The organism is cyanobacterium endosymbiont of Epithemia turgida isolate EtSB Lake Yunoko (assembly GCF_000829235.1).
Lineage (GTDB): Bacteria > Cyanobacteriota > Cyanobacteriia > Cyanobacteriales > Microcystaceae > Rippkaea.
Genome location: NZ_AP012549.1, coordinates 1,239,624 through 1,257,611, shown reverse-complemented (window position 1 = coordinate 1,257,611; position 17,988 = coordinate 1,239,624). Strand labels below are relative to the sequence as shown.

Sequence of the window (17,988 nt, the reverse complement as noted above, 5' to 3'; positions counted from 1 at the left end):
TTAAAAATACTTAAAAAATATTGATAACAATACTCTTGATTGTCTAAATAAATATTATGATCTTACCAATAGGTTTTGAAGTAACTATCTACAATATTATTCACTATGTATTGGGTTTTTAAAATTGACCGTGAGATTGTAGATAAGAAAATCTTTAATCTCTGTGCATCCTATCATAGACAATAAACTAAAACAGGATACTGGAAAGACTTTGGTGGATAAATACTTTAATTATAAACATATTTTTTAGTAGTTGCTAAAGTTATTACAGCCCAAAATATGTTATCATAAATAATTGTATGTAGTTTATCCTATATACAATTATTTATCAGGGTTGAGTAAAATAACTTTTTTTTATTTTAGGTGTTTAATATTTAAAATCTACACTTTTAAAATATATACCTCAATCGATATTAAATATTATTTATTGAAAGGAAGAACATATCTTAAGATTTATTTAAAACGATATTTATATTTATTTATTTTTTAAATTGTTAATCTTTGATAAATAAAAATATTAGCATTTTAAATATAAGTATTTATCAATATATGCATAACAATGATATTATTTAGGAACCACATCAATTTAATTAAGCTACTATTATTAGAGTAATATATTAGGATATTGCAGCAATTAATATAATAACGACAATCCTAGCTATTACTCAAGTAATTAGAGTACAATTTTATTCATTTATCTTCATCTTAATACTAGGTATTTAATGTAAATATAAAAAAAAATTAATAATTAATACTTATTTGAGTATACAAAGATAAATATATTTAAGATAAAAATCTAAGATAAAACTAAATATTAAACTACATAAAAAATCAGTTAATTTTTTTAAAAAAAGCTTATTATTGTAATTTAATTACAACCTAATAATTTTCCCCTAAAGCAAAAAAATCTTTAAGCACAAAAAAACAAAAATAACAAATTTATAATCTTGTAACAGCCAATGATTGTTCACTAAATAAAAATAAAATGAAAAAGTACAATTAACTTTTAGAAAAATTATTAATTTTTTAAAAAAAATAAGAAATCATACCAGTAAGTAGATAAAATATTTAGATTTCAAGGGTAAATATCTTCAGGAAACTATAGATCTTGTAAATAAAAGTAGATAGACACAGTAATTGTCATTGCTCATTACTCAATGTACACAAGTGGTTTAGTTGAAACTAAATTTAATAGATTATTAAATAATAATCTATTAAATTTATATTTTGTCCAACTTCTATCAATATCTTTGAAGATGCATCTGCTTAAATAAGGTAGTTAAATAAACTTTAAATAAAAAGAGTTACTCTAATAAAATATCTATTAAAGAAATTAGAATTTAATTCTAATTTCTTTAATAGATAGAAAAAAATAATTTGCGTTTTTAGAGTTTATTTAAAGATGGTTACTAAGTCAATAGCTAATAGTAATTTGATGTTTTTCTTAAACAGGTGACATAACATGAAACAAAGAATGCCATGTTCTGTATATTCCCACACTTCTTTATCAAAGGGCAAATGCTAGAATACCAGCGTATTATTTAATGAAACGAAGAGAGTTAAAGCTAAAAAATAACTGTTTTCAAACAGAATAGACGTATAAAAACTAAAATTATACTTATTTCTCTTGAAATTGGATTTTTTGTGGATTTATGTCAGTTTTATAACGAGGTTTCCTCCTATTCCCAAAAGCCAAGTAATATTGACCTGGGAAGACTCCCCGTGATAGTACGAGTGGCTCAAATGAGTGATATTAAGGGGCTTACCGAGGTTCTGATCGGGAGTTTTTATAGCCCTAAACAATGGCTTTCCTGGCTACAACCTTTATTTAGGTTGGAAATTCATGAAGATTTGCGCACCAGGTTTCGATCACATTCTCCTTATTATTGTTGTTTAGTAGCCATGGTTCCTAGTGAGACGTTCAATGATTCTCAAGAATCAGTTATTGGTACAGTAGAAATCACTCTGGGTTCTAGGTTCTATTCTCAATCTTTGTATATTAGTAATTTAGCCGTTAGCCATGCCTATCGAAAACAGGGCGTAGCTAAACATTTACTCCAGAAATGTGAGCAAGTTGCCTTAGAATGGGGACATCGCTCTCTAAGTTTGCACGTCTTAGAAGATAATTACCCAGCCAAACGACTTTATCTTAATAATGGTTATCAAATCCAAAGGATTGAGTTGGCTTGGCAAAGTTGGTTATTAAAAACTCCCCGACGATTATTCTTAAAAAAGATATTAAAATATCCATAACATTTTGCAGTATAAAATTAAGGGCTATTAGGTTCGACTAGCCTAGATAAGGTGCACTAAACAAATTCGTGCTGCTATTTCTCAACAAGGCGTTCAATCTATTCTTAACCAGAAAGGTTTTTCACACTGACTATCTTAAACTAAGCTAGAAAATAGTTGACTAAGATAGTTAAAAAATAATTTTTAATGTTTTGAGGTAGTTCGAAAAACTTTCGATATAGAATTATATGACTAATGGGCTTGATCCTAATTCAAGATAGTTTCGTAACCTAAGTTCGACATAAGGCAGTTAACCTTCTTCATACTTATGCCAGTTCCCAACAAAAAACTAAACTCTATCCAAATTATCCAAAAACTACAAAGGGAAATTGCGACCTTACAAGCAGCCCAAATAGCTACCTTAAGAATTCAACAAGAATTGCGCGAAAGTGAACAACGATGGCAATTAGTATTGCAAGGAACAAATGAGGGAATTTGGGACTGGAACCTCAAAACCGATGAGCTTTTCTTTTCTCATCGTTGGAAAGAAATGTTAGGGTATCAAAATGAAGATTTATCTAACCATTTTGATACCTGGAAAATGTTGCTACATCCTCAAGATAGAGAAAGGGTAATGTCCACAGTGCAAGCTCATTTGGAAAGACAAACCAGCCATTATGCGGTTGAATTTCGACTCAAATGTAAAGATGGAACTTATAAGTGGATTTTATCACGAGGACAAGCTCTTTGGGATCAACAAGGAAACCCGATTAGAATGGTAGGAACACACAGTGATATTAGCGATCACAAACAAGAGCAAATTCTATTAAGCTCTCTAATTGATTGCATTCCTGATTTTATCTTTTGTAAAGATCCTCAAGGGGTTTATAAAGTCTGTAATAACGCCTTTGAAACTTTTGTCGGACGTGACAGAAAAGATATTATTGGAAAAACAGATTTTGATCTTTTTAGTCCTGAAAAAGCCATATTTTTTCGGGAGCAAGATCGTGTTATGATTCACCAAAAACAAGCTCATCGTAATGAAGAATGGATTACTTATCCTGATGGGAGCCGTCGTCTTCTCGACACCTTGAAAACCCCCTTTTGCTGCCCTGATGGTAACTTAATGGGATCAATTGGAATTAGTAGGGATATCACTGATCGCCAACGACGAGAAGAAACCTTAAAAAAGCAAGCTCAACGTGATAGTTTACTTAGCAGTATTGCTCGACAATTAATTGATCAAGACTTCAATCCTGCCGTTGAATTTACTCTAGCAGCTTTAGGAGAATTCACCAACGGTGATCGAGGCTACATCATACGTCATTCTCCTCAACAATGCCTTTGGAATATGACCCATGAATGGTTTAACCAAAACATTCCCTCTACTAAAAAACAGTCTAAAAATATTACTTTACAAGACTTTCCCTGGTTTTCAGACCAACTCCTGAAAGGCCATCCTATTCGAGTTAACTCACTAGAAGATCTACCCCGACAGGCGATCAACGAAAGGGAGATGTTTAAAAATAGTCTTAGCCCCACCCTAGTAGTAGTTCCTATGGTAGCTACTGGTCAAACGTTAGGTTATCTTGGGTTTGACGGAAAAATTACCAAATATTGGACTCAAGAAGACGTAAATGTCTTAAAACTAGTGGGAGAATTCCTGGCTATTGCCCAAGCAAGATCTCAAGCAGAAGAAGAACGAACTGAATCTAAAGCTAGATTTGCTGGCATTTTAGATAATGCGAATGAGGCGATTATTTCTATTGATGAAAATCAGTGTATTACCCTGTTTAATCACGCTGCCGAGAAAACTTTTGGCTACCAAGCATCAGAAGTGTTGGGATGCCCCTTTGATCTACTTATTCCCCAAAGGTTTAGTGAAAGTCACCACCGACATATTAAGGATTTCAGTATAGCCTCTGAAATTGCTCGACAAATGGGAGGTCGTAGCCCTGTTTTTGGTCGTTGTAAAGATGGAAGCGAATTTTTAGCCGAAGTCTCAATTTCTAAAATTAAACTTAAGGGACGTAAAGTATTTACCGCTATAGTGCGAGATATCACTCAACGCAAACAAGCGGAAATAGCACTGAAAAAAGCTAAGGAAGCTGCAGATGCCGCCAACCGTGCTAAAAGTGAATTTTTGGCTAGTATGAGTCATGAATTACGGACTCCTCTCAATGCTATTTTAGGGTTCACTCAGGTATTGCAACGTGATCGCACTTTAAGTCAAGAACAGCAGCAGAATTTGTCGATCATCTCACGCAGTGGCGAGCATTTATTAACGTTGCTCAACGACATCCTAGAAATGTCCAAAATTGAAGCAGGCCGCACGAGTTTAAACCAGAATAGTTTTGACCTATATCGCTTGCTTTCTAACATAGAAGCTATGCTAAGGTTACAAGCTGAAGCTAAAGGGTTACAACTGATTTTTGAATATACCCCAGAAGTTCCCCAATACCTAACCACCGATGAAAGGAAATTACGGCAAGTTTTAATCAATTTATTAGACAATGCCATTAAATTTACCGATGAAGGGGGTGTCACCCTGCGGGTGAAAGGGAATCGGGAATCAAAAGAAATTATGATTACCTTTGAAGTCGAAGATACTGGACTAGGTATTGCCTCCGAAGAGATAGATCAACTATTCGCCACTTTTGGACAGACAGAAACCGGACGTAATGCTCAAGAGGGAACAGGATTAGGACTGCCCATTAGTCAGAAGTTTGTGCAGTTAATGGGAGGTGATATTCAGGTTAATAGCGTGCTGGGACAAGGCAGTTTATTTACTTTTACAATTAAGGGACAGATAGCATTGGCTAGTGCTATTCAAACGAAAACCCCTATTTGTAAAGTCATTGGATTAGCTTCTGGCCAACCCCGATACCGTATTCTAGCTGTGGATGATCGCCTAGAAAGTCGAATTCTGTTAGTTAAATTGCTCTCATCGATGGGGTTTGAAGTTCGTCAAGCCAGCAACGGAAAAGAAGCCATTGATATTTGGGAAAGGTGGGAACCCCATCTAGTGTTAATGGACATGAGAATGCCTATTATCGATGGCTACGAAGCTACCCAACGCATCAAAACTACTACCAAAGGGCAGGCTACCGTAATCATCGCTTTAACTGCTAGTGCCTTTGAAGAGGAACGTAATGTTGTCTTATCAGCTGGATGTGATGACTTTATGCGAAAACCTTTTCGAGAAGAAGTTTTATGGGATAAGATCGCTCATCACCTTGGTGTTTGCTATATTTACGAGTCTATAAGAGAAGAAGATAACCAAACAGGGGAAACAGATGTTGAAGTTAAAGAAGATACCTCCGATGATTTATTGCAACTATTATCTATGATGTCTCCTGAATGGATCAGTCAAATTTACCAAGCTGCTATAGAGTGCAGCGATGATGCCATACTAGATTTAATTACTCAAATTACTCCAACAGGTGAGCTTTTAGCTGTTACTCTAAAAAACTGGGCTAATGACTTTCTTTTTGGCCAGATTATTGAATTAACAAATAAGGCAATAGTTAATAATAATTTAGATGATTAGCAGCTTATGATCTCAGAAAAAGGCAATCTTCTTGTCGTTGATGACACTCTTGACAACCTGCGTTTACTCTCAGCCATGTTATCAGAACAGGGATATAAAGTCCGTAAGGCTCTTAATGGACAGATGGCCTTAAAAACTGTATCTCAAGTTCCCCCTGATGTCATTTTGTTAGATATTAATATGACAGGAATCAATGGCTATGAAGTTTGTCAAACCCTAAAAGATAATCAAAATACCAAAGAGATTCCTGTTATTTTCATTAGTGCACTTGACGATATTTTAGATAAGGTAAAAGCTTTTGAAGTGGGAGGAGTAGACTATATTTGCAAGCCATTTCAAGAAGAGGAAGTTATTGCTAGAGTCGAAAATCAATTAACTATACAACGGCAAAAAAAGCAACTTCAACAAGAAATAAAAGAACGAAAAAAAACGGAACAAACCTTACGAGTTTACCTTCACGCGGTATCTCACGACTTACGTAATCCTGTGTTAGGGATGGCCATGGTTTTAAAAAACTTACTTAAAAAAGGAAGAAAAGAAAATAAGCCAACCATAGAAATGTCTAATGAAGTATTAGAACAGATAGTAGCTAGTTGTGATCGCCAACTTAATTTAATTAATTCTTTAGTAGAGACCCAACAATTTGAAATGGGAGGAGTTCATCTTAATTGTACCTCCTTAGATTTATTTTCATTAAGTCAGAAATTAGCTGCAGAATGGCAACCAATACTGAAAGAACATCAAGGTATATTGGCTGTCCTAATTTCTCCTGAATTGCCAGTAGTTAATGGAGATAGTGACCGCTTATGGCGGGTGTTTGAAAATTTGTTATCTAATGCTCTTAAACATAATCCCCCAGGTTTAAAACTAACCATAAATGCTGAAGTTGTAACTTCTCAAAAATTAGCTTTTTATACTCAAAAAGTTATCGAAAAATTTTCTCAAGATAAAAAAATGGTGATCTGTACCTTAACTGATGATGGAGTAGGAATGAATTCAGAACAAGCAGAAAACTTATTTGAAAAATATAACCGAGGAGATCGGGCAAAAAAAACATTAGGGTTAGGTTTAGGACTCTACCTTTGTCGTCAAATTATTGAAGCCCATGGGGGGAAAATTGGGGTGATCACTAATCCAAATGCTGGGGCCAAGTTTTGGTTTACTTTGCCAGTTTTTGAAAGTAAAAAAGATGTTAATCAATTTAGTTGAACTTTTCACTTTTAAGTAGCCAATTAACTGAGAAACCCTAAGTTAATATACGTCTAATTCTCAAGTCTTATCATCTGTATTTTAGTTAAATTATTCCTCTTGGCTGTCAACATTAATAGATTTTATATTATGCGTACTTTCATCAGGTTTTACTTCAATAACATCTATTTTGGCAGCAAATCGGTCTAGTTTCTATTTTTTAGCCGAGATATTTTGTGCAGTTTATTCAGGTAGTATTAATAGTTTTAAGCAATTTGTTTTATTCCTTGAATACAAAAATTAACTTCGAATTCAATTGGATAGTGATTTAAGCATAGCCGCCACACTTCAAGAAAAAATCTTTCCTTCCTATTAAGTAAATTTTGCCAATAATATATTTGTTTCTGAGAATTTTTACTACACGGCTATGATTAGAAGAGTATATTATTTTTGTCAAGGGGAATGCATCAGAAGTTAAAATTACCCCTTGTCTTAGTTAACCAAACATGATTTACTAAGACAAGGGGTAATTTTAAAAACAGACTTTGATAAAAAAGTTAAATATTTTCCTTATAGTTTAGATCACTAGAAAAGTGTAATTTTCTATACCATATTAACTATGGAAAAAAGTACATCAACTAATAATCACTACCGAACAAACCTGATATCTCTTCCTCCTTGGCTCAGACGCTCTATTGGTAAAGCCAGTGAGATTTCTGCTGTTCAACGTATTACCAAACGAAGAAATATTTATACAATATGTGAAGAAGGTCGTTGTCCAAACCGAGGGGAATGTTATGCGCAGAAAACAGCGACATTTCTGTTAATGGGTCCAACCTGTACCCGTTCGTGTGGGTTTTGTCAAGTTGATAAAGGTCATTCTCCCATGGCATTAGATGCCTTAGAACCGCAGAAAATAGCGGAATCGGTCAATTTATTAGGATTACTCTATGTTGTTTTAACTTCTGTAGCACGGGATGACTTAACTGATGGAGGTGCTCACTGGTTTGTCAGGGTTATGGAATCCATTCGTCGGAGCAACCCCCATACTGAGATTGAAGTACTAACCCCTGACTTTTGGGGAGGAAGAGAAGGAGAAATTACTCAAAGAGAACGAGTCGCTACCATTGTAGCTGCTAAGCCTGCCTGTTACAATCACAATGTTGAAACCGTTAGACGTCTGCAAAATCTCGTGAGAAGAGGGGCTAAATACGAGCGGTCTCTAGGTGTTTTAAAGTGGGTCAAAGAACTTGATGAATCCATTCCGACCAAATCCGGATTGATGTTGGGGCATGGGGAAACAGAAACAGAAATTATCGAAACCCTCAAAGATTTAAGAAAAGTGGGATGTGATAACCTTACTCTAGGACAATACATGCGTCCGTCTTTAGACCACCTTCCTGTGCAGAAATACTGGGCTCTTGAAGAATTTGAGGAATTAGAGAAAATAGGGCGGTCTCTAGGATTCTACCACGTCCGTTCAGGCCCTTTAGTTAGAAGTTCTTACCATGCAGGCAGGGCACACTTAAACTAGTATTGTCTTGTTATTTTGTTAATATACCCTATTTACTTCAAAAGGTGGACTTTTCAAAGATCACTGTTTCAGATTTTCAACTCAAGAAGTTTGCTTAAATAAAACAAAGTCTTTTTTTATTTTCAACCTACAGACGATCTCTAACTAAAGTAGAATGAACCTGAGATATTTATCCCACTTCAGAAATCCGTTGTCCTATGTCTTTTTCAATTATATAATTCAGATTATGTCGTGAAATACTCCTAACCATGAGCATTTTACGCGGTACAGAATGGGCTTTTTAACCTACAAAAACATGTTTTGTCCCATGATTATCTCTAAGCGAATTAGACTGTTTAAATACTTTAACCAAAACTTAAAAGAAAACGTAATTCTAATAAAAATTAGCAGGTTTCGCTTATCATCCGACGATGTCATGGTCAACTAAATCTTCTTTCCTTTCGTTGAGTGTTGTTTTTTGCACCTATTGTCTGTTTGGCTGGAATGTAGGCCTTTCTGTCTCATCCTTGACTTGTTCCTTGATTCAACAAGGGAAAACTTGGGGATGGCTTCTCGAAAGTGACACAGTATTTTTGATGTTGCACATCTTAGCTGGGGTTCTCGTCCTAACAATTACTGCAAGTTTGGTGGCAGCACCGGTTGCGTTGATTACTATTGTATTTGGAAGTGGGTTTAAATCCGATAATCGCGCTATGATTTCGGTGCTCTGGTGGACTTTTGCCGTTGTCTTGATGGTTTGTTGGCTAGAGTATTTTATCAAGCTACTGTTGTTGTTGTGTGCAGCTACTCTAGGAAAGTTGGAACTACAAGATAAAGGGTATCCACAATGGAAGGTTTTGTTTATTTTGATGATAGTTTGTCTAGGGAGTTTTGGATTGGGGTTAGCCGTTTTTCATAGATATACTTAGAGGATATTTTTGCAAGAGAAATAAACCTTTATGTGGCATTGTATACTGTGTTATATCGACTTTATTTCACTAACTAAACTAATAATATTTGCTCTAGAACCTTAATATTATGTCCAATAATCCTCAAAAATCCTTGCAAAGAATTGTTATTATTCTCTCAGGTTTAGCTTTACTAGGAGTTATGATACTTCCCCTCTCGCGTTCAATCAATCAATCTCCGCATCCATTAGCAATCTCCACCACCAACAGTTCCCAACAAGAAAAGTTACAAGCAATCGCAGACGGCTATGAACAGGTATTAAAACGTGAACCCCAAAATGCTGCTGCCCTACAGGGATTAATAGAAGCAAAATTAAAACTCAAAGACTTAGAAGGGGCTATTGTCCCAATGGAAAAATTAGTTCAATTATTCCCAGAAGAAGAAAACCTTGCGACTATCTTAAAAACTATGAAACAAGAATTAGAAAAACAAAAAAATCCATCCTCTTCAGGATTGTCTAATAATAATTCAGAAAACCTCTTAATAGGAGGTGAGAAGGTAAATTAATATGATTTATTTTTTAAAGTCGTTAAAATTAATAAATTAAAATATCCTTCAGCATTCTTTCATCAATCGAAGAAAGCTGTTTATGAAAAATCTATAAATTATATTTTTCATAAATAATTCTAGGTTATATAGCTTAATTTTTGTTTGGTTTAAACTAGAATAATTTGATATGTACCTCAGGTAGTTAAACTTTAATTATCAAGGAGAAAATCTATGTTAGTTCTGTGATGCTATAATACCAAATTTTTATTCTTAAAATAATCTTTTAAGCCCCAAAATCAATGATATTCTTGTGACTATTTTAATTTATTTAATATTTAATAAATATTAGCAGAATTTTTTTTTTACTTAAGTTAAATTGCTTGAAATTATAACCAATACTTTTGAGCTCATCTGCTGAGTGTCTCACCGCCATTTCACAGGTATAAGCTAATCCATTAAAGATCATATAACGTTATCCTCAAATTTTATAAATTTTTCCTATCACTTCTTTATCTTCTAGTGAAGAAGCAATTTCTTCAACTAAATCTTGAACATAGTAAAATTGAGTAGAATGTAATCTATTTCCAGGAATAGACAGGAAGAAATCATCAATAGTTTTGTCAAGTAAATTACTCCAATTATAAGGACCTTAGAGATAAGTAGAACGAATAGAAGTACAAGTCTGCCGTTTTTAGGTTTTATAAATTCTATTTTTAACTTTACTTTTTATCACAATAGGACATTTGTTGAGATCTTAAATAAATCAAGGTTGAATGAACATCAACAAAATATTCAATCTTATATAATAAAATTTTTACCAAAGATTAAGTAACATTTAATTTACAACTATCGTTATCAAACATAGTATTAAATTTTGAAAGAGATGATTTTTGTGTTAGTAGAGCAAGATCTTTATACGCGCCATAATTATCTTATATTCTATCTACTAGTGCAAGTTTATCCTCTTAGTTAAATAGAACAACTTTATGATCTTGTTCGAACAAAACGTTAGTTTTGTAAACCTCAATAAAAATAACTGTTATAATAAGAACACGGATTATTGATCTTTAAAAAGTATGATGAAAAATAAAATACTTAAAATTTCAGCTGCATTGATATTTGTTAATTTTGTGATTAAAGCTTAGATCTAATTTGCTATAATGTAAGAGAATAAACGTTGTTTAATGATTATAATTTTTTTTAAAATTAGTTTATATGAACAATATTTTACTTTATTAAAAAAATTATTTTTCTCTTCAAGAAGATCTCGAATAGTAATCTAATCTCAACTATTAGATATAAATCTTTTTGTAGCAATACTTACTTCTATAAAATAAAAAATAATTTATTGTAACGAAATTACTATTAACCTAATTATGGTAAATTCTAAACTAAAAAATTATAAAAAACAAGGATCATTTTTTCCATTCCTTAGATTATAAGTATTCTAAGGAATGGAAAGTATGCTTGACTATCTATTATCCTTACTTAGTTATTTAAGTTTTATAGTTACTGAAGAAGCTGTTGATTAAAGGGACAAATTTAGGTTTTATCGTAAAGCTGATATCCTAATCTGTCAAAAAACAAAACTTTATCATCTCTACATTCCATCAATTTTGTTTTGTCCTATTTTTCGGATTTATACGAATGAAGTAAAAGACTTTTTCTTCTTCTAACTTTCGAAGTTCGTTAATCGTCTTCTCCCTTTAGGAGTAGCTAATTCAGGGTATCCTGCCTCAATTAAGGCGAAATCACGTATACGACAAGAATCACATAAGCCACAGGGGGTTTCTCCTCCTTGATAACAAGACCAAGTATCCTCAATGGTTACCCCTAGAGCAATAGCGCGGTGTACAATATCTACTTTGGAATTCCTAAGTAAAGGGGCAATTAATTGAGGGGCATTGCCTTCAATTCCTGCTTTTGAAGATAAATTAGCTAACATTTGATAAGCTTTAAGATAGTCCAAACGACAATCAGGATATCCTGAATAATCTACAGCATTAATCCCTATGAAAATCGCCTTAGCTTCTTTAGTTTCTGCTAGAGAGAGAGCAAGAGCGATAAAAACAGTATTTCTTCCTGGAACGTAGGTAGAGGGAATAATATCAGATTGAATTCCCTTTTGAGGAATAGTCAAAGACTTATCAGTTAAGGATGATCCTCCCCATTGAGCAATATTAACATCAGTAATGTAGTGTTCGCTTATGCCTAAGTCTTGAGCGATCTTCTTAGCTGCTGCTAATTCCTTTTCGTTGCGTTGTCCATAGCGTAGAGAAAGGGCAATTAGATTGTAACCTTTGAAGAGAGCGATTGCAGCTGAGGTAGCTGAATCTAAACCTCCAGATAGCAAGACAACAGCTCGAGGTTGATTCATAATGTTTTGTATACTCCTTGAGGTTGATTCATAATGTTTTGTATACTCCTTGAGGTTGATTCATAATGTTTTGTATACTCCTTGAGGTTGATTCATAATGTTTTGTATACTCCTTGAGGTTGATTCATAATGTTTTGTATACTCCTTGAGGTTGATTCATAATGTTTTGTATACTCCTTGAGGTTGATTCATAATGTTTTGTATACTCCTTGAGGTTGATTCATAATGTTTTGTATACTCCTTGAGGTTGATTCATAATGTTTTGTATACTCCTTGAGGTTGATTCATAATCTATCTTTGCGGTTATTGTGGCAAATTAATCAATGAACAACCTTGAAACTCGCTTTAGTGAAGATCTTTCTGATGTTAAATGGCAATATTTAACGCTCCATGCAAAAAAGATACTATCTATCATTTTTGTAACTAAACATTTAGACTTAATAGAAGTCGGGATTACTATTGCTAAAGATGATGTCAAATTTGTGCCACATTGGATTAGCAAAGCCTAAAGTCACAAACCCTCTCCTGAACAATTAACAACTTGGAATGTTGATTCTTCTATTTCATTTAAGGCATTAATTGTTTTGCCTTTCATATTAATTCAATATCAGGCAGAATGAGAATAAATTTGATTATATCAAGTTTTATTGAGACGATATTAATTTTATTTATGCTTCGTCAATATTCATGCTAATAGCGCATGAACTAGATTTAAACAAGAAGTATACTAGGTTTTTAACTTAAAGTTTATCTATGCAAAATTATTAATTTTTTTTATTTTATAGAATTTTTTCTAGTCCATAAATCAGAGATTTTAGTTGAGTTATTTTGCGAATAGCCAATAAAACTCCCGTCATATAACAAGAGCGATCGCTGGTATCATGCCGTAGAGTATAAAGTTCTCCTTTTGCCCCAAAAAGAATTTCTTGGTGGGCGATTAAGCCAGGTAAACGCACACTATGAATTCTGATATTATTATTTCCTAACCCGCCTCTTGCTCCTTGAATAGTTTCTGTTTCTTTCACAGAAGGAAGGTTATACATTTTGCCCAAATCTGACAACATCTGAGCCGTTTTAACAGCGGTTCCACTGGGTGCATCTACCTTTTGATTATGGTGAAGTTCAACAATCTCTACATGATTAAAGTATTGGGATGCTTGAATAGCCGCTTGTTGTAATAACACCATACCAATGGAAAAATTAGGGATAATCAAACATCCGGTACTAGCTTTTTCAGCAAATTCTCCTAATTCTTTGATTTTTTCTTCACTTAATCCTGTTGTTCCTACCACTGGCCGTACTCCATAAGCAATCGCACTTCGCACATTCTCATAGACCCCATCGGGGCGAGTAAAATCCACCATGACCCCTTGTACCTTTTTTTCGGCGGCTAACACTAAAATACTTTGCAAATCATTAATAATCGGTACCTCTAATGCCCCACATCCAGCTACTTCTCCGACATCCTGCCCATGATAATCAGGGTTGTGATCTACTGCTCCGACTAACATCATATCTTCAGCTTGAGAAACAGCCTTAACGACTTCACGCCCCATTTTACCTGCTGCTCCGTTTACTACTACTGGAATTAAAGATTCAGTTGTCATTAATAATTATCCTAAAGAATAAGTCTACAAATCGCATATTTTTTGTATTTTAACCTATTTAACACTTTTATCGTCAAGTCTTCTATAACTACAGGGAATTTTTACTAATCTGTAGACATAAAGTACATCTACAGATTGGCAAGTAGACTTATTTTATAAATAGATTGAAGATTGGCTCGAGGGTTGCGTTCTTTTTCTCAAATAATTAGATTTAATTATTTGCCGAACATCCCTTATAATCTGTAAAATATGACAGTAACAATACTATTTATTTAAAAAACATCAGTTTATTTAAAAAATAAATCACTAAGTAACTTGACGATGTGATTAATAAAAAGCTCTGTAAAACTACAAATAAACTAAGTAAAGAAAAGAAGTTATTTATTCTTAACAACAAGAAAAATATAGCAAAAACCCTAACATAAAACCCTGAATTAGCAAGATATATATTGTATTTCACTAAACCAGTTAATACAACTTCAAAATACTAGTTGAAGGGTAAAAATACTTCATAAATAGACAACAAAATAAATTTTTTACTTAAGAATAAATAGAGCTTAAAATAGAACTAAGAGCTAAATTCTAATAGATATATTATATATAATATTCTCTAATTTAATAAAGATTAATCAGATAATAGATATATAAAATTTTCTATCAGGACTATCAAAGTAATTCATTGAAATTAACAATTTATTATACCAAAAAATTGTTGAGAACCCAGTCCAATGTTTAGACTGGGGAAGTTGATACCCATCTTAAATCAAGGATGGTTTAGAAAATAGTATAAGAGATTTAAAATCAATTTTAATTGATTTTAAAAATGGTTTATTTCTACATCATCAGTTCGGCATAACTATTAAATTTTACTGAATATAATGCACAGTGATTTAACATAAAAACTAAAATCTAATGAATGTAACGTTTATTTTAAATACTTAAGTTAGATGATCAGTCCTAAATAGGTACAACGACTCCTAACCCCCAGTTTTAGCGACTATATTAAAGGACTCGGTTAACTATAAATTGCTTTTATCCTACTACAATGTCCGATTATTAATACCAATGAACAAGTGTGTTATCTATCCAGTAGTAAGTAGATTAGATACCTTGAACAATCAAGATTTAAAGGTAGTATTAAAGTTGAATAAGTTATCCCCTCCTTAAAATCACTCAGAAATTGATATTGAATAAATAGCTCAAGAAACAAAGGCATATTTAGTCTTTTTATATATTCAAAAGTGAGAAAATTTCGTTGAAATAAGAGAAGAAAGTCTGCCACAATAAGAAAACTATGACATTCAAACATTAAAACTTGGAGGAAACACTTTGCCACATACTATCATTACTGAAACCTGTCAAGGGGTTGCTGACTGTGTAGATGTTTGTCCTGTTGCTTGCATCCATGAAGGTCCGGGCAAAAATGTTAATGGAACTGATTGGTATTGGATAGACTTTCAAACCTGTATTGACTGCGGAATTTGCATAACAGTTTGTCCAGTTGAAGGCGCAATTATTCCAGAAGAACGCCCTGAATTGCAGAAAACACAATTCTAAATAGTCTAAAATAGAGGTTATCAAAGGCTCAGAGGAGCGACATTAAAAAGTTTTTAGTTAGTTTTTACCCTAATTATTGATGATTTTAAATTCTATGGAAAATATCTTATAAATAGAAAGTATTTATGCAGGATAAGTTGAAGACTTCAATATATTGCAAGGGATTAACTTTTGCCTTGTCTCCGGGGAATTAGTAGATGTAATTGGTCCTAATGGGATAGAAAGGTCTACATTTGCCAAAACTATTTATGGACTATTAACCCCTAAACAGAACAAAATCATCTTTAAAGTAGAAAATATCGCTCGGGTGCCATAAGATAAAATTATCCGCCATGAGATGTACTATATTCCTCAAATTTCTAATCTTTTTTCTGCCTTAACCATCGATGACAACTTAGAAGTGGGAGCATTTATTAAAAAAGGCTCTTTAAAAGAGGATAAACATCGTATTTAGACCATGTTTTCTTGTTTGGAACAACGTCGTCCCAAACGAGTTGGTAAGCTATCAGGGGGAAAATACCAAATGTTAGCGATGGAACGAGCTTTAATGCTTGATCCTGATTTGTCACTTTTAGATGAACCTTCAGCTGCCCTAGCCCTCATTTTAGTTGATAATATTTTTGAGTAAATCGAAGCCATTAAAAGCTATTGTTAAAGTAGAACACAACTCCCAAAAAGCTCTGTTGATTGCTGGTCGAGGCTATGTTTTAGAAAATGGAGGTGATCGTCTTGAAGGATCAGGAGAGTCTTTTCTTGATAATCTTAAAGTTGGTTGATTATATTTGAGTACTGCTCATCAAGAGTGATAGTAACCGACTTTACCAAACTTAAAATAATAAAAGTTCGTCAAAACCCAACATAGCCTAAATTTGATAATAATTTTATTAATAAGCAAACCATCAAGAACTAAAATAATTTTTCAATAATATTTTCCAGATATTAATATTAAAAATAATATTTAACAAGCTGAATAGAACTTAGTAACTTAAATGAGTGTTAAATAAATTTAAAATATTAAATTTTTTAAATAAAGAAAAATAATTTAGCTTATTTATAGCGTTTAATATGTCGAGAGAATGTCACCATACTTCATGGTATCATATCAATCCTATTTTTATCTCAATAGATATTTAACTTTTGGCTGTAATTTTACAAGTTATTATCTTTGTCTAATCATCAATAAATACAATCTAATCTATTATTAGATTGTATTTATTGATCAAATCATAAGTAACGAAATTATATCTTAATATTTGTATTTTAAAAATTTTAAGTATTATTCCTTCGGTCATTAATATCAAATTTCCTCATTAGTTTCCTTATTTACTTTCAAACAACTTAATAACGATCTTCGTCTTTCTAAAAGATTTTTAAATCAAATAAAGTTAACAAACTACAACAATCAAGCTATACTCCATGGATATTTTGACTAAAATCATAGAAACTAACAATAAGAGTAATCAATGAACTCTAGGACTGGTATAAATTTTAAAAAATAATTATAATTTTATTATTTTTTTCTTATGTCTTGGAAAGCAAAGATAAATATTCAACTTTTGTTTTATGCTTTTAAAAGCCTACTTTAGATTGAGGTAAAGAAACTTAATTTTATTGAATAATTTCTAGAACAATATAAGGATATTTTTTACGAACCATAAATATTGACTTACATAAAAAATAAGTATTACATATAGTCGGTATTCTTAATATATTTGTTTCTGCCCCAAATTTCAAGTTGACCTGACACAAGGATACTTTCTGCCTTAGAACCTTACACAGATGGGTTTCAATTATTTGGTTAGTAATTTTCAAGGAAACTTGGAGAACCAAAACGTTAAAACCTAGTTTATATTGACAAAATTGGGTATAAGTTAACTATACGCCGTCACTTTACCAGAACAACTAAAGGAAAACAAGCTTATAATAAATGTTCCAATAATTTTTAAAAAATATTACGTTCATTTATAAATTTACTACATCGATTTTTTGAGCTCTTTTCACTAATAAAATAGAAATGCTGGTACCATAGAATCTCAAAAATTATGTGGTTAAAGATAATTCACCGGCTGATAAAGCTACAAATTCTAGAAAAATAATGGAATCTATAGAAGTAAAACTCGTATTGTTTATTACTATTCTGATTTCAACTCAATTAAAACTGTTAGTTATAAATTAAAGGATATTTTTGTACTCAAAAATTATAAAATCATAGAGGTATCAATCAATCAAAGTATAAATGAAACGGTTGGTTTAGTAACCTATGAATACATAATTAGCTGGTTTACCTACTGCTGTTATTATGGGCTACCCAATTGAAAACTACTATAAGAAAAAAATGAACAGGAATGGTATTTTGTATGATGTGACGCAATAAAGCTCTGTACTTAATTGGCAAAAGGCAGTCAAATCCCCTAAAGTTTGACTCCTTTAGCTACAGTAATTGTATTTACATAAAATAAAACGGATACGACTTTGTGTCTCTTTTACTTAAATACCCTGTAAGCTA

Annotated in this window: 9 protein-coding genes and 2 pseudogenes; 9 read left to right on the top strand and 2 right to left on the bottom strand. The window is 32.5% G+C overall.

The features are described from left to right. Positions 1-1,644 precede the first annotated feature (1,644 nt). The 6 genes from ETSB_RS03885 (at position 1,645) to ETSB_RS03860 (ending at position 9,959) form a co-directional block, all read left to right on the top strand. The gene (locus ETSB_RS03885) at positions 1,645-2,253 is read left to right on the top strand and encodes a GNAT family N-acetyltransferase (protein WP_044106408.1); all 609 of its coding nucleotides are present in this window, start codon (positions 1,645-1,647) and stop codon (positions 2,251-2,253) included. Between the two features lie 307 nt (positions 2,254-2,560). Continuing rightward, entirely contained in the window at positions 2,561-5,782 is a 3,222-nt protein-coding gene (locus ETSB_RS03880) for a PAS domain S-box protein (RefSeq protein WP_044106406.1), read from the top strand. 6 nt (positions 5,783-5,788) lie between these two features. Beyond that, positions 5,789-6,991, top strand: a complete 1,203-nt coding sequence (locus ETSB_RS03875) for a hybrid sensor histidine kinase/response regulator (protein WP_044106405.1) — start codon at positions 5,789-5,791, stop codon at positions 6,989-6,991. Between the two features lie 598 nt (positions 6,992-7,589). Beyond that, positions 7,590-8,504, top strand: coding sequence for a lipoyl synthase (lipA, locus tag ETSB_RS03870; RefSeq protein ID WP_044106404.1), 915 nt, complete (start codon positions 7,590-7,592; stop codon positions 8,502-8,504). Positions 8,505-8,914: 410 nt separating this feature from the next. Then, positions 8,915-9,412 carry a hypothetical protein gene (locus ETSB_RS03865; RefSeq protein WP_044106403.1) on the top strand — a complete coding sequence of 166 codons (498 nt, stop codon included), beginning with the start codon at positions 8,915-8,917 and terminating at the stop codon, positions 9,410-9,412. Between the two features lie 109 nt (positions 9,413-9,521). Further along, entirely contained in the window at positions 9,522-9,959 is a 438-nt protein-coding gene (locus tag ETSB_RS03860; protein WP_044106401.1) for a tetratricopeptide repeat protein, read from the top strand. A gap of 1,654 nt (positions 9,960-11,613) precedes the next feature. On the opposite strand, the gene queC is transcribed toward ETSB_RS03860, so the two are convergent. After that, complete coding sequence (gene queC / locus ETSB_RS03855; RefSeq protein WP_171816397.1) at positions 11,614-12,318, bottom strand: 7-cyano-7-deazaguanine synthase QueC; 705 nt, start codon at positions 12,316-12,318, stop codon at positions 11,614-11,616. Between the two features lie 323 nt (positions 12,319-12,641). On the opposite strand from queC, the pseudogene ETSB_RS09005 reads away from it, so the two are divergent. Continuing rightward, positions 12,642-12,938: pseudogene (locus tag ETSB_RS09005) on the top strand (DUF2288 family protein). Between the two features lie 159 nt (positions 12,939-13,097). Here the strand turns inward: ETSB_RS09005 and dapB are convergent. Further along, positions 13,098-13,925: a 4-hydroxy-tetrahydrodipicolinate reductase gene (dapB, locus tag ETSB_RS03845; RefSeq protein WP_044106399.1), complete on the bottom strand. Its 828-nt coding sequence runs from the start codon at positions 13,923-13,925 to the stop codon at positions 13,098-13,100. Positions 13,926-15,254: 1,329 nt separating this feature from the next. Here dapB and ETSB_RS03840 point away from each other — a divergent pair. Both ETSB_RS03840 and ETSB_RS03835 read left to right on the top strand, forming a co-directional pair. Then, positions 15,255-15,482: an indolepyruvate ferredoxin oxidoreductase subunit alpha gene (locus ETSB_RS03840; RefSeq protein ID WP_044106397.1), complete on the top strand. Its 228-nt coding sequence runs from the start codon at positions 15,255-15,257 to the stop codon at positions 15,480-15,482. Positions 15,483-15,633: 151 nt separating this feature from the next. Continuing rightward, positions 15,634-16,258, top strand: a pseudogene (locus ETSB_RS03835) (ATP-binding cassette domain-containing protein). Positions 16,259-17,988 lie beyond the last annotated feature (1,730 nt).